Origin of the sequence: Flavihumibacter sp. (assembly GCF_036676075.1) — a bacterium.
In the GTDB taxonomy this organism is placed as follows: domain Bacteria; phylum Bacteroidota; class Bacteroidia; order Chitinophagales; family Chitinophagaceae; genus Flavihumibacter.
Genome location: NZ_JAKFDQ010000022.1, coordinates 327,384 through 342,865 on the forward strand (window position 1 = coordinate 327,384; position 15,482 = coordinate 342,865).

The window sequence follows — 15,482 nt, forward strand, 5'->3', positions numbered from 1 at the left end:
ATTATCCCTTAGTATAAGGTCTTCCTTTTGCCACTTTCAAAATCCTTGAATATAAAAGCTCCAAGATGATCAAGAGAGGCAAAATATGCTTTACCCTGGTTGGTTTCAGTGAACTCATTTACGAATCGCTGCAGATAAGGATCTGATGCGATCATAAATGTCGTAATTGGAATTTTCAATTTCTTACATTGAGCTGCCAGGTTAAGACAACGGGTAGTGATCTTTCGGTCTAACCCGAAGCTGTTCTTATAATACCGTTTTCCAATTTTCAGGCAGGTTGGCTTACCATCCGTGATCATGAATATCTGCTTATTAGGATTTCTTCGTCTGCGAAGGATGTCCATTGCAAGTTCTAATCCCGCCACTGTATTGGTATGAAATGGCCCCACCTGCAGGTAAGGCAGGTCTTTAATTTCTACCGGCCAGGCATCATTGCCAAAAACAACTATATCCAATGTATCTTTTGGATATTTGGTGGTGATCAATTCACTTAATGCCATCGCAACTTTCTTTGCCGGAGTAATGCGATCCTCACCATATAGTATCATTGAATGGGAGATATCAATCATCAAAACCGTTGAGGTTTGCGCTTTAAAATCAGTTTCCCTGATCTGGAGATCATCTTCCTGCATATTGAATGACTCAATGCCGTGATTGATCTGGGCATTGCGTATGCTCTCAGTAAAATCGATTTGTTCAATCTGGTCACCAAAACGAAATGGCCTTGTATCCGGACTTTGTTCATCACCACCTCCGGGTTTAAAGGTCTGGTGGTTACCCTGGCGCGTTTTCTTTAGTTTACCGAAAATTTCTTCAAGCGACCTTTTTCGAATTCCCTGTTCTGTTTTGGGTGTGATCTTAATAGATCCGTTACCAGGGTCCTCATCTATATACCCCTTTGATTTAAGGTCATCTATAAAATCCCCCATTCCATAATCAGGCCTCGTGAGCTCATATTCACGATCTATCTGGTTTAACCATTGCAATGCTTCCCCCACATCCCCGTTAGTATAAGTAAGCAATTGGATGAACAACTCCAGCAACTGCTCAAACGTAGATTTTCCCTCCTCGGGACGAAAACCGGTGAATTGGAACCCTTTCATATTAATTAGGTGTCTGACACATGTTCGTGATATGTTCGAACATCTTCCGAACATGTGTCAGACACTTAAACACATAAACGGAAGAGATGGTTCTGTGGAAGAGCACAACCGGGAAAATCCCCCCTAAATGTAGCCTATATTGACATATTTGGGTACCTGAAAATAGGGACCAGATAGGGACCAGATAGGGACCCCGAGTATGGTTGTCCATTAGGTGGGGATTGGAACAGCGGCAATTGTTAAAAAAAGGGGCCGTTTCAAATTAGTTTGAAACGGCCCCTTTATAAAAAATATAAAAACCTATCGTGGGCTGTCGGTTGGCAGCACAGAATCTGTCGGTCCAATTAAACCACCTCCTTCAAGGGATGGTTGAATACTGCTTCCCCCTTTGTAATTCTTCTCCAGCATATCTAACATCTGCATTAGCTGCTGCGTGCCGGCGATCTCGCTCCTCATCGCTTCCTGCTTCCTTTCAGGAAGCTGGCTATAATAGCTAAGCTGCTGTTCGAAATCTTTATGCAATGCCTTTGATACCTTATCGGCCATAGCGGTATGCCCGGCTTTATAGGATGCCTCGAGGAACTTAAAGGTGAAGTAATTATGCTGGTTGTTCTTGGAAACCATCGCATATGGGTTGTTCTCTTCTAAAATTCCCTTGTCAGCAATGTCAAGCAGTTTTTTCGCCTCATCCTTCCGATTCAGGTCGGCAAGGGCGCCCGCGCCATCTGCATAGGCTGCACGGATGGTATTCAGGTGGAGCCTGTTCTGTTCGTCGAAATAAACGCCCTTTTTATCTGCACTGCCAAAGGAGAATTTGTTGATCAGCTTATCAACCATCCATTCAGTATTAATGCCAGTATTATTAGAAACAGGCACCAGGCGATAAGTAAGACCATCTTTACGAACAAAGTTTTCAAAACCCAGTTCGGAAGCAGTATACGGAGCAGTAAAACAAATGGGTCTTTTCCATTTATTAGCTGCAATTATATTAAGGATGGCCAGGTCATTCTTAAGAAGCGTATTCTTATTTTCTGGTATCACAACAGGAACCTGTGAGATAACACTATCATCTTTATTTACAGTTCCGTTGCTTCTTACCAGTTGTTCATCCACAGGCAGAATAAACCGGCGAGCAGGAAGGTAGTTAATACTTTCGCCTCCAGTAAGGGCAACCTTGAAAGCCGGATCTTCACTGCCTACAACATTCTTCATTACATCATACAGGTCATAATATTTTTCCTGGTTTACATCTGGCCTTGGATTGTAAACTATATAATCGCGCTTCCTGCCTTGTATCTGATCTGCAGACCAGATCACATCAATAGGATCGCTCTCGTTGATTTTATACCTTAACTGGTTAATATACCAGTCGATCCCGAGAAGGCTATTATTGATCACCCGTATGTCTGGACGAATTCCTTCCACCTCCTGTGCATACCAGAGCGGATATGTATCATTATCGCCAAAAGTTATCAGAATAGCATTGGGCGGGCAGCTTTCCAGGTAATCTTTGGCGAGGTCACGAGCCAGGGTTTTTTTACTTCTGTCATGGTCATCCCATTCCTGAACGCCCATTACTACAGGAACTGCAATCATACATACAGCTGCTGCAACCATATTTGAAACCGATTCGCTTGTTTTACGCATCAGCCATTCCCTTACCTGAAGTACACCGAGTCCTATCCAGATAGCAAAAGCATAGAACGAACCCACATATGCGTAATCTCGCTCACGTGGTTGGTTGCCCGCCTGGTTTAGATATAGAACAATGGCTAAACCGGTGAAAAAGAACAGGAGTGCCGCTACTATAAAATCACGACGATTGGCGAAATACTGGTATATAGCACCTAATACTCCAAGAAGGAAGGGTAGGAGGAAGAGTTTATTATTTGCTTTGTTATTCTTGATACTGTCGGGCAAGGCATCCTGGTTTCCCAGACGAAGATCATCCAGAAAGGAAATTCCACTTATCCAGTTTCCATCTCTGGCGTTGCCCGGACCAAAACCCTGAATATCATTTTGCTTCCCTGCAAAGTTCCACATAAAATATCGCCAGTACATCCAGTTCAGCTGGTAGCCAAAAAAGAATTTTATATTATCGCCCATGCTTGGCCTTTCACCATCGGCAAGACCCAGCCAATCACGGTAGAAGTTTGCATGGCCCTGGTCATTACTTGCATCCCAAACTCTTGGAAAGAGCATTTTGTCCTCCCCGGAATAAACAGGCTTGATATCATAACCTACCTCTTCATATCGATCTGTACCTCTGGAATACTTCATACCTGTTTGCTCATAGTCAACAGGAGAGGCGGTAAACACCTGGCCGTATAACAGGGGGAAATCACCATATTGATCCCTTCCCAGGTATCCCACCAAAGAATTAGGGTTATCTACATTGTACATATCTACCGCCGGATTGGCATTAGACCTGATCATGGTGGTGATATAGCTGGAATAGCCCATCAACATGAAAATCACGCACCATATTCCGAGGCGAAGGAAGTTCCAATGGTTCTTTTTCGCAATCCGAAGTCCATACCATAATAGTACCCCAAGCAATACAAAAAAGAAAATAAAGCCTGAGAAGAATGGCATTCCGAAATTATTTACAAACCGCACATCAAACCATCCTGCCAGTTTAACCGACCACTGTATTACAACAACCTGAACAAATCCTGTGATAAGGCATCCCATTATGAAGGCCCAGAATGTTCCCCATGGAGTAGCTTCATATCGTTTAAAGTAATAAACCATTACTATCGCAGGAATGGTAAGGAGGTTCAGCAGGTGAACGCCGATGGACAATCCCATCATAAAAAAGATGAATACGATCCATTTGTCAGCACCAGGTTCATCGGCATGATGTTCCCATTTGAGAATTGCCCAAAAAACCAGGGCTGTAAACAGTGAGGATAGCGCATAAACCTCACCTTCTACTGCACTGAACCAGAAAGAGTCACTGAAAGTATACGCCAGCGCACCAACAGCAGCTGCGCTCATAATAGCAAATATCTGATTGCCTGTTGGCTCAACTCCACCGGGCGCTACCAGTTTTTTAGCAAAATGGGTAATCGTCCAGAATAGAAAAAGTATGGTAAATCCACTACTCAGTGCACTCATTATATTTACTGCGAGTGCCGGGTTACTTCCCCCGAATATGACAACAAAAAGACGCCCAAGAAGAACAAAGAGGGGGGCGCCTGGGGGGTGTGGTACCTGTAACTTATATACACTTGAAATAAATTCACCAGTATCCCAGAGACTGGCGGTGGCTTCCATTGTAAGCAGGTAAACGGAGCAGGCAATTGCACAGATGAGCCAGCCGGCAACGGTGTTCACTTTGTTAAACTTCATAAGTGGTTGGTTATTTGTAAAGCGAGGCAAATATAAGACTCTGCGCATCGCAAAGGCCTAACGCCTAAGGTAATGGCTTACTTTTTTAGGGTTAACTAAATAAATGTGAAAATTAATAATTATCCAAAGAAGATCTTTACGGTCTGGTAAAACAATCTGTTCTGGAGATATGCATTCTGTGCCTGTTCCAGATAGCCTTGCAATCCGAAAAGTCCGGCCGCATTCCCTTTATTAATAGCAATCTCCAAGTATCCTGCCGCATTGAACATTGCCAGCTTTTCACCCTCCGGAACATCAGCATAGGTTTCACAGATCTTTTCTATGACCTCATCTCTTTTGAAAACTATATTAAAGCTTCTTCCCTTACGCTGGGCTTCGAATTGTTCCCGCGTAATGTTAACTACCACATTCTCAAAATTATCTATATATATGATCTGCCCCTCAATCCATGAATCACTTAATAGCGGCTTAAGTGGATTTTTTTCATTAAAACTGGTATCAGCTTCACCTATTTCAGTTAAGCGTTTGCCGTTATTGATATCATAGATGGCTTTTCCAAATACCTTTGTACAATAAAGGGTATTCCTATATTCAAGTTTATCTAATGGTAACCCAATTACAATTTCCGGTGATTCTTCAAGTATCATTGAAAGAAGCCCGTTGTCGGCACATAAAATATACTGGTTGCGGTGAAAAGCCAGAAGTAATTGTTCAGGACGACGCTCAAAAAGGTTCACCATTACTATATGGAAAGTATGGTCGGGGAAATTATAAATGGCATTACGACAGATATAAGCCGCCTGGGGGAAATTAAAGGGACTTATCTGGTGGGTAATATCCACAATATTGAAAGCAGGATCTATTTGAAGCAACTGTCCTTTAACAGCGCCTGTTAGATAATCCTGCAGACCAATATCTGATGTTAGGGTGATAATTGCCATGAATGCTTCCGCGGTAAATGTACTACTTCACCAGTTTGCCATCCTTGAAAAAAAACTGATGTGTAAGTTTATCCGCCCATGATGGGAAAAAGCGGTTCATGAACACGGCACGTTTGCCCGTAAACGTTAGGACAAGACTGCGTTTTCTTTTTTCCATCGATTCAAGGATATATTGCGCGCATTCAGCAGCAGACATCATACTGGATTCGTCCATTGGCGATTTTCCCTGAGATTGTGCCTGCGCATTAAGAGCCACTTTCCGGATATTGCTGGCAGTAAAACCTGGTGACACCCACATAACATGAACATTTTTATCGATCATTTCTGTGCGTAATGCTTCAAGCCATCCCTGCAATGCAAATTTAGAAGCAGAATATGCGCTTCTTCCAGGTAAACCCCGATAACCGGCAATTGATGAGATTCCTACTACCATTCCTTTTTGCCTGATAAGTGAAGGCAATGCGAATTTTGTACAGTACACACTTCCGAAGAAGTTCACCTCCATCACCTGCCGAAATACTTCCATTTCAGCTTCTTCGAAAAGCGCACGCATGGAAATACCGGCATTATTGATAAGTATATCAATTTCTCCCAGGGTTTCAATGGTAGATTCGATAAATTTTCTGCAATCCGTCTCTTTACTAACATCAGCCACAACTGTATGGAGCATAACATTTGTATATTCCATCTGAAGGTTGTAAAGCTTGTCGTAGTTCCGTCCACAGGTGGCCACCCTGGCACCCCTGAGGATCAATGCATCCACCAGCGCCTTTCCGATTCCTTCGCTGCCACCGGTTACAGCCACTACTTTATTGGTAAAAAAAGATGACATATTTGGATAAGAAATTAAACACAAACCTACCCTAAAAATGAGTACTTTGTATAAAGGGCGATGAAAACTTTTCAGGAGTCAACAAACGGTATTCACATATTTTTTTAAAAAGTTTCCCGAAAAATTTGGGCAGAAATGTTTTATCCCTATTTTTGCACTCCCAAAACAAAAGACAACAAGTCAAAAGTTCTTATAATAGTTGATCTGGTAGCTCAGTTGGTAGAGCAATACACTTTTAATGTATGGGCCCTGGGTTCGAGTCCCAGCCGGATCACAAGCTTTAAAGTCTCCTCAAAAGGGAGGCTTTTTTTGTGCACTTAACATTTCTACTTCTGCTTTCATTCTAATACTGCGTTCATTCTAAACTCAGGGGCTCCAATCAAAAGATTTTTCAGTAAATTCACCGAAACACATCGCCGTTGAGAATCTGACTAATAACGGCAACATCAATCCCTAAGTAGAAAGTAATTCCCAGTATCTCCTGTTTTAAGCCTGTTTGATACAGTTACCCTATAAACATTGAAGACTTAGAACCACCAGTGTAATATGAAGGTCAACACAAGTACAGTATTTGATATCCTTTCCAGTTTGCGTATATATTTCCAGGGCGATCATGTGATCCGTCATATTGGAACTGATGAACCATATCGATCGGATCTATATAATTCATTCCAGATGGACCGGCATGCAAAGGTTGTTGCCGGTACCCATAAACTCCAGAAACGAAAATCTTCTGATAAACTTTTAAGACGGCTCGATGATAATGAGAGAACATTACTTGCCGTCCGAAACCTGCTTGTTGAAGGTATAAGATCTGGAAAATCAATTACGCCCGGAGCAGAATGGTTGCTTGACAACTTCTACCTCATAGAAGAACAGGTTGTAATAGCGCGAAAACATTTACCCAAAGGATATAGTGAGGGCCTCCCCAATCTTTCGACAGGAGCATCTGCAGGTATGCCCCGTGTATATGATATCGTTCTTGAAATTATCTCGCACAGTGATGGGCGTGTAGATTTTAAAAGCCTTAGTAGTTTCATTTCTTCCTACCAGCAAGTGACGGTTCTCACACTTGGTGAATTATGGGCTATCCCTATTATGCTTCGCCTTGCAGTAATCGAAAACCTGCGAAGAGTTTCAGGAAAGATTGCGCTTGACATGGTTGACCATAACCTCGCGGAATATTGGGCTGATAAAATGATCGCGGCCGTACAGGATGATCCGGGAAGCCTGATTCTTGTGATTGCAGATATGGCAAGATCAAAACCGGTGCTTGATAGTCCCTTTGTTGCTGGCTTTACACGAAAGCTTCAAGGTAAGGGCCCTTCCCTGGCATTGCCATTATCGTGGATGGAGCAACAATTGACGGCTCTTGACATGACGAGCAATGACCTGGTTAGGCAGGAAAACCAGAAACAGGCCGCAGACCAGGTTTCTGTGAGAAACAGTATCGGTACACTTAGATTTCTTGGATCAACAGATTGGCGCGAATTTGTTGAAGCATTAAGCAGTGTTGAAAAAGTATTGCGTGAAGACCAAACCAGTACTTATTCCCTGATGGATTTCGCTACGCGCGACAGGTATAGGCATGTTGTTGAATCCATATCAAAAGGGAGTGATCTTTCTGAAACAGCGGTAGCCCAGAAAGCTCTTGAACTGGCATCGCTCAATCATGGCGTTGGAGTAAGTTCTATCCGCAAACAGCATGTAGGTTATTACCTTGTTGATAAAGGTCGGAAATTGACGGAGCAGGCTGCCGGCATGCGCTACTCAATCAAAGAAAAACTTCTCAATAGCGCAGCACGGATGCCGGTATTTATCTACCTCAATTCCATTGTTTTGATCAGCATTGTTATTTCCGTAGCAATGGTTTACATGGCATGGGAGAATGGTTATAAGGATAAATGGATATTATTGATTCTTGGCCTGGTATCATTGATAGGTGCATCACAATTGTCGGTATCGCTTGTTAACTGGATCTCAACGATCTGGATTAAGCCTGAAATGCTCCCCAGGATGGATTTTTCAAAAGGTATTCCCCCTGAATACCGTACACTGGTAGTTGTTCCAACTATGCTTTCGGGTAAAACATATATTGAAGAGATGGTGGAAGCATTAGAAGTGCGGTTCCTTGCAAATAGGGTGGAGCATCTTCACTATGGCTTACTAACGGATTTCCCGGATGCTAAAGAAGCTACAATGCCCGGTGATGCAGAACTGGTAGAATATGCCAGCATGCTGATCAATGATCTCAACCAGAAATATAATAATACACAATATGATACATTCTTTCTTTTTCACCGTCCAAGAACATGGAATGCCAGGGAAAAGAGATGGATGGGTTATGAAAGAAAAAGAGGTAAGCTATCAGCATTGAACGGGTTGATCAGGGGAAGAAGCCAGAATGAATTTTCAACCATTACGGGAGATTACCATGTGTTGACAAATGTGAAATATGTTATCACACTTGATTCTGATACCCAGCTCCCACGCGAATCTGTTTGGAAATTCATAGCAACAATGGCCCATCCCCTTAACCATCCGATTTTGGATCCGGTTAAGAATCGAGTTATTGAAGGGCATGGTATACTTCAGCCACGCGTGGCATCATCCATTCCTTCAATGGCCCCCTCCTTATATCTGCGGATGCAGGGTAGTGTTTCAGGAATTGATCCCTACACACGTGTGTCATCAGATGTTTATCAGGATTTATTCAACGAAGGATCATTTATCGGGAAAGGCATTTATGATGTAGATGTTTTTGACAAAGTGCTTGACCAGGTATTTCCTGAAAACAGGATCCTCAGTCACGATTTGCTGGAAGGCTGCTATACCCGCTCAGGACTACTAAGTGATGTATTATTATATGAGGATAATCCTTCCCGATATCATGATGATGTAAAAAGGCATCACAGGTGGATAAGGGGCGACTGGCAAATTGCAGCCTGGATATTACCCTTTACTCCAACAAAGAAAGGAGGATTAACAAAGAATAAATTATCCGGATTATCAAAATGGAAAATATTTGACAACCTCCGGAGAAGCCTCGTGCCAATGGCTTTGCTGATTCTGTTACTGATTGGATGGTTTGTTCTACCGCTTCCATGGTTTTGGACGCTGGCAGTTACAATAATGATTCTTCTTCCTGTGGTTGTAAATGCAGTTTGGCAGCTTATGCATAAACCAATCGACCTCACGGTTAAGGCTCACCTCACAGAAGTGGGTGCTTCTGTGAATGATGCCCTTATCCGATTTGTTTTTAATTCAACTGTACTGCCATATGAAGCATTTAAGTTTACCGATGCTGTTTTGCGAACATTATGGCGATTACTGATTACCCGCAAAAAACTTCTGGAATGGACACCGTCTGCATCCTCATCCCGGAACAATGGGAATGATTTGCTGGGATCATATTCAATTATGTTCATTGCACCATTACTTGCTTTAACATGTTTGGCATTATTTCTCCAATATCCTTCTGATGCACTTTTTATAGCACTGCCCTTTCTGGTGCTGTGGACACTGGCCCCGGCCATCTCGTGGTTCCTCAGCCAACCAGAAAAAGAAGATAGTCTGGAGTTGCCAGAAGAACAAATTCTATTCCTTCAAAAAGCGGCACGTAAAACATGGATCTATTTTGAAGAGTTTGTAACATCCCGCGATAACTGGCTTCCACCTGACAACTACCAGGAACATCCCGTTTCTGTAATTGCTCATAGAACATCTCCCACTAATATGGGATTGGCTTTACTCGCCAACCTGGCGGCCTATGATTTTGGATATATCTCTGGCGGAAAACTTGCAATACGGTGCCGGAACACATTAGAATCGATGTATAAACTGGAGCGATACCAGGGGCATTTTTATAATTGGTACGACACCATATCAATGTTGCCGCTGAATCCCCGTTATGTTTCTACCGTAGATTCAGGAAATCTTGCAGGTCATTTATTGACATTGCGTCAGGGATTAATTTCTCTTCCTTCCGAAAAATTAATTCGCAGGCAGGAATTTTTGGGTCTTATCACAACAGCAATGTTAATGAAGGAACATTCAGCTGCACATCAAAGCAGTGCCGTTAAAAAATTGCTTGAACTTTTAGATACATCGGCAGAACAATGCAGTTCACTTCCTGATATAAAGAATAACCTGGGTAAGATCATTGAAATTATTGATGCGAAAATACTTGAGGAAACTGATACCAATAATGAATTTTATAAATGGCTGAACCGGTTTTCAGAACAAGTGAACCTGATACGCAACGACCTTTGTGCAATGGTGCCCTGGATGTCGCAAATGCCCATACCAGAAAAATTTACTTCGTTAGTATCGCTGGTAGATGTACCGAGTTTACACAGTTTAATTGAGGCCCCCATCCAGTTCGATAATGAATTGAAGAGTTATGAAACAGCTGAACTTAGCACCAGTGATGAAAACTGGTTGCAGAATATACGAAGCCTTATACAAAAAGGAAGTCATCTCGCAAAGGAAAGGATTTTACTGATAGAAGAACTTTCAATACGCTGCGAGCAATTAAGTACAGTTGAATATGATTTCTTACTTGACAAATCGACCAGTCTATTACGCATAGGCTATAACGTTGAGGAACAAAGGAAGGACAATAGTTATTATGATCTACTAGCCTCAGAAGCAAGACTGGGAATATTTGTTGGCATTGCCCAGGGGAAATTACCACAGGAAAGTTGGTTCTCCCTGGGTCGGCTACTTACGAATTCTGGAGGCGATCCAATTTTACTTTCATGGAGCGGATCCATGTTTGAATACCTGATGCCACAACTGGTAATGCCTTCCTATGATAATACTTTGCTCGATCAAACGAGCAAAGCCACCGTCAAAAGACAGATTGAGTATGGTGATCAGCGTGATATTCCATGGGGTATTTCAGAATCCGCTTATAATATGGTTGACACTAACCTCAACTACCAGTACAGGGCATTCGGAGTGCCTGGTCTGGGCCTTAAACGTGGTCTGGAGGAGGATCTTGTAATAGCACCTTATGCTTCTATGTTAGCCTTAATGGTATCGCCAGGAAAAGCCACTTCCAACCTGCAACAGCTTTCTAAAGATGGTTTCCTGGGAGAGTTTGGATTTTATGAAGCCATAGACTATACAGCAAGCCGGCTACCACGGGGAAAGGAAAATATTGTTATTCAATCCTATATGGTGCATCACCAGGGCATGGGATTTCTTGCCATGGCATATGTTCTGCTCAACAAACCTATGCAGCAGCGTTTTATTGCAGAACTCCGATTCCAGGCTACTCTGCTTCTTCTGCAGGAACGTATACCACGCGCAACTTTGTTCTACGCCCACACTGCCGATATAATTGAAACGCATACTGCTACAACTGATATGCAGGTCAGGAAACTGAATACCGCTAATACCCTTATTCCCGAGGTTCAATTACTTAGTAATGGACGTTACCAGGTAATGATATCCAATAGTGGGGGAGGTTACAGTCGTTGGAAAGATATTGCCGTAACACGATGGAGAGAAGACACTACCAAAGACGACCGCGGTATCTTTTGTTATATAAAAGATGTTTACAGTGGACGTTTCTGGTCAAATACCCACCAGCCTACACTTCAGGCGGGTAAAGGTTATGAGGCTGTTTTTTCACAAGGCCATGTTGAATTTCGAAGGAGCGATTATGGAATTCATACAAAAACAGAGATAGTGATTTCGCCGGAAGATGATACAGAAATGAGAAGGGTGAAACTGACCAATCGCTCTCAATCTGTGAAAGTGCTTGAAGTTACGAGCTATGCTGAAATAACCATGGCGTCACAGGCTTCTGATGAAGCGCATCCTGCTTTCAGTAATCTGTTTGTTCAAACAGAAATAAAGCCGGAAAACAGGGCGGTCTTTTGTACCAGAAGAGCCCGTTCCGCAAATGAAACACCGCCATGGATGTTTCACCTTATGCAGGTAAATGGTGTAACTGCAGATTCGGTTTCCTACGAAACAGACAGGATGCGATTCATAGGAAGGGGTAATACCCTGGCCGATCCACAGGCAATGCATCATGATGTATTATCCGGCACCGATGGATCAGTGCTTGACCCCATACTTTCAATACGATATCGGTTTAGCCTGAAACCAAATCAGTCGGCAACAATTGATATGATCTATGGCATCTGTGACACAAAAATTGCCTGTGAAGGTCTCATGCATAAATATCGTGACCAACACCTCAAGAACAGGGCATTTGAATTATCATGGACACATAGCCAGGTTTTACTGCGACAAATCAATGCAACGGAGGCTGATGCCCAGTTATATGATAGGCTGGCAGCTTCAGTAATATATTCAAACCCTGATCTTAGAACTGATCCGGCAATTATACGGAGTAACCTGCGTGGACAATCGGCTTTATGGAGCCATTCTATTTCTGGTGATATTCCCATCGTATTACTTCATATATATGATGAAGAGGGAATTGATCTTGCAAGGCAAATGGTGCAGGCGCATGCTTATTGGCGGCTTACCGGACTATCAGTTGATCTAGTTATCTGGAATGATGATCACGGCTCATACAGGCAGGTGTTACAAGAGGAGATATTAGGTTTAATAAGCCTTGAATCAGGTGGATCACCAGGTTATACAAAACCTGGAAATATTTTTGTAAAAGCTGCCGATCAGTTATCTACAGAAGATCGTATACTTTTCGAAAGTGTTGCAAGAGTCATTATCCATAGTAATAAAGGAAGTTTAGCGGGCCAGGTTAACAGGCATTATAAAGAACGAAGCCTGCCACCTTTACTGGAAGTAAAGGAAACAGAAGGAGTAGAAATGCAGCAGACAATGCCATTGCCAAACAATCTTGTTGCATTTAACGGTACAGGTGGATTTACTCCCGATGGGAAAGAATATAAAATCATCACCGATTCAAACAAGCAAACTCCGGTTCCATGGGTAAATGTTATTGCTAATCCGGATTTTGGTACCGTGATTTCAGAAACTGGCTCCGCCTATACCTGGGCTATCAATGCGCATGAATATCGCATAACACCCTGGAACAATGATCCGGTTAGTGATGTTGGGGGAGAAGCTTTTTACATCCGCGATGAAGAAACAGGTAATTTCTGGTCGCCCTCCCCATTCCCTGTAAGAGGTAGTATGCCTTATGTTACTACACATGGATTTGGCTACAGTATTTATGAACATCTTGAAAATGGAATCTTCTCCGAGATGTTGGTTTTTGTTGATACTGTTTCACCTGTTAAATTCATCCAGTTAAGGATAAAGAATCAATCGGGCAGGGTACGGAAACTTTCAACAATCGGATATCTTGAAATTATATTGGGTGATCTGCGATCAAAAACCAATATGCATATCCTGTCTGAACAGGAAACCGGCAGTGAAGCCTTATTTTTTCGCAATAGGTATAATACCAGTTTCGCCGAAAGGGTATCGTTTTTTAAAGTTGATGTTACGAAACCGGGATTCACCACCGACCGTTCTGAGTTCATTGGACGTAACAGGAATCTGCAAGACCCTCAAGCGCTTCACCAGAAAAAATTATCTGGCAAAACCGGAGCAGGTATGGATACATGTGCAGCTTTGCAGGCAAAATTTGAGTTACTCGATGGAGCGGAAAAGGAAATCGTATTTCTTGTGGGAAATGAAGAAAACTCCTATGCTGCTAATGCATTAATTGAAAAGTTTTCTTCCCGCGAGTCGGTTATAGAAGCCTTCCAACGATCAAAAGATTATTGGAATGATGTGGTAAATGCGGTACAGGTAAACACGCCGGATTCTTCTTTGAATTTGCTTGCAAATGGCTGGCTTACCTATCAAACCCTCGCATGCCGGATCTTTGCCCGCAGCGGGTTCTATCAATCCGGTGGAGCTTTTGGCTTCCGTGACCAGCTCCAGGATGTACTGTCAATTATTCACACTCGTCCCGACCTCGCAAGGCGTCAGATACTCCTTAGCGCATCCCGACAATTTGTGGAAGGTGATGTTCAACATTGGTGGCATCCACCGGAAGGAAGAGGTGTTCGCACAAGATGTAGTGATGACCTCTTATGGTTGCCTTATGTGGTTTCAAAATATCTCGATGCTACGGGTGACATGGAATTGCTAACCGAAAACGCAGGCTATCTTGAAAGCAGGCATCTTAATTACGGCGAGGATTCATCCTATGATCTTCCGGTTAGTGGAATACAACATGGACCAATTTATGAACACTGTGTGAGGGCAATAAAACATAGCCTGAAATTTGGTAAACACGGCCTGCCGTTTATTGGGTCCGGAGACTGGAATGATGGCATGGACCAGGTTGGCCACCATGGTATCGGAGAGAGCGTATGGCTTGCCTTTTTCCTCTATGATATTCTGATGAAGTTTGAACAGGTTTCCATTGATCATGGAGATCCGGATTTCGCCAGCACATGTAAAGTTGAAGCTGCAAAATTACAAGCCAATATAGAACTTGCTGCATGGGATGGTGAATGGTATAAACGTGCATGGTTTGATGATGGAACCCCATTGGGATCAAAAGAAAATACTGAATGCCGTATTGATGCTATTGCCCAAAGCTGGTCAGTATTGTCAGGAGCAGGTGACAAACAAAGACAGTTAGAAGCAATGTCATCCCTTGAAAAGTATCTTGTTAAAAGGGAAATGAACCTGATCCAGTTACTGGATCCTCCTTTCGAAGGCGATGGATTGAATCCCGGCTACATAAAAGGATATGTACCCGGCGTGCGTGAAAACGGAGGACAATATTCTCATGCTGCTGTCTGGGCTTTAATGGCTTTTGCAAAACTGGGACAGCGCAATAAGGTATGGGAGTTCTTCAACATGATTCAACCTATAGGGCATGCTTCCAACCCGGCAGAAGTACAGGTTTATAAAGCCGAACCCTATGTTATGGCAGCGGATGTTTATGCCAATGAAATGCACAGGGGAAGAGGTGGCTGGACCTGGTATACGGGTTCCTCAGGATGGCTTTACCAATTTATCCTTGAATCATTCTTAGGAATGAGACTAAGAAAAGATAAACTTTATTTCAATCCTTGTTTTCCTGCTGAATGGCCCGATGTCTCTATAAAATACAAATTTAAAACCTCAGTTTACCATATAAACCTTTTCCAGAAGGAGGGAGAAGGAGATTCCTACGCCATTGCAGATGGCAGAGAAAATATGGGAAATTTCATTAACCTGGTTGACGATGGCAATGAACACCAGGTATCAATATTTGTGTATGATAAATAGCATGCATAT

The 15,482-nt window shown here is 42.7% G+C and carries 5 protein-coding genes and 1 tRNA gene; 2 read left to right on the top strand and 4 right to left on the bottom strand.

From position 1 onward, the window contains the following. Positions 1–8 precede the first annotated feature (8 nt). The 4 genes from V6M43_RS18025 to V6M43_RS18040 all read right to left on the bottom strand — a co-directional run bounded on the left by V6M43_RS18025 (position 9) and on the right by V6M43_RS18040 (position 6,230). Positions 9–1,103, bottom strand: a complete 1,095-nt coding sequence (locus tag V6M43_RS18025) for a vWA domain-containing protein (RefSeq protein ID WP_332737732.1) — start codon at positions 1,101–1,103, stop codon at positions 9–11. Positions 1,104–1,403: 300 nt separating this feature from the next. Then, complete coding sequence (locus tag V6M43_RS18030; protein ID WP_332737734.1) at positions 1,404–4,457, bottom strand: glycosyltransferase family 117 protein; 3,054 nt, start codon at positions 4,455–4,457, stop codon at positions 1,404–1,406. 119 nt (positions 4,458–4,576) lie between these two features. Then, positions 4,577–5,398 carry an SAM hydrolase/SAM-dependent halogenase family protein gene (locus V6M43_RS18035; protein WP_332737737.1) on the bottom strand — a complete coding sequence of 274 codons (822 nt, stop codon included), beginning with the start codon at positions 5,396–5,398 and terminating at the stop codon, positions 4,577–4,579. A 22-nt stretch (positions 5,399–5,420) separates the two neighbouring features. Next, entirely contained in the window at positions 5,421–6,230 is an 810-nt protein-coding gene (locus V6M43_RS18040; protein WP_332737739.1) for an SDR family oxidoreductase, read from the bottom strand. A gap of 201 nt (positions 6,231–6,431) precedes the next feature. On the opposite strand from V6M43_RS18040, the gene V6M43_RS18045 reads away from it, so the two are divergent. Then, positions 6,432–6,504: transfer RNA gene (locus tag V6M43_RS18045), tRNA-Lys, on the top strand. A 272-nt stretch (positions 6,505–6,776) separates the two neighbouring features. Beyond that, positions 6,777–15,473 (top strand): GH36-type glycosyl hydrolase domain-containing protein, encoded by an 8,697-nt coding sequence (locus V6M43_RS18050; protein ID WP_332737741.1) that lies wholly within the window; start codon positions 6,777–6,779, stop codon positions 15,471–15,473. The last annotated feature ends 9 nt before the right edge of the window (positions 15,474–15,482 follow it).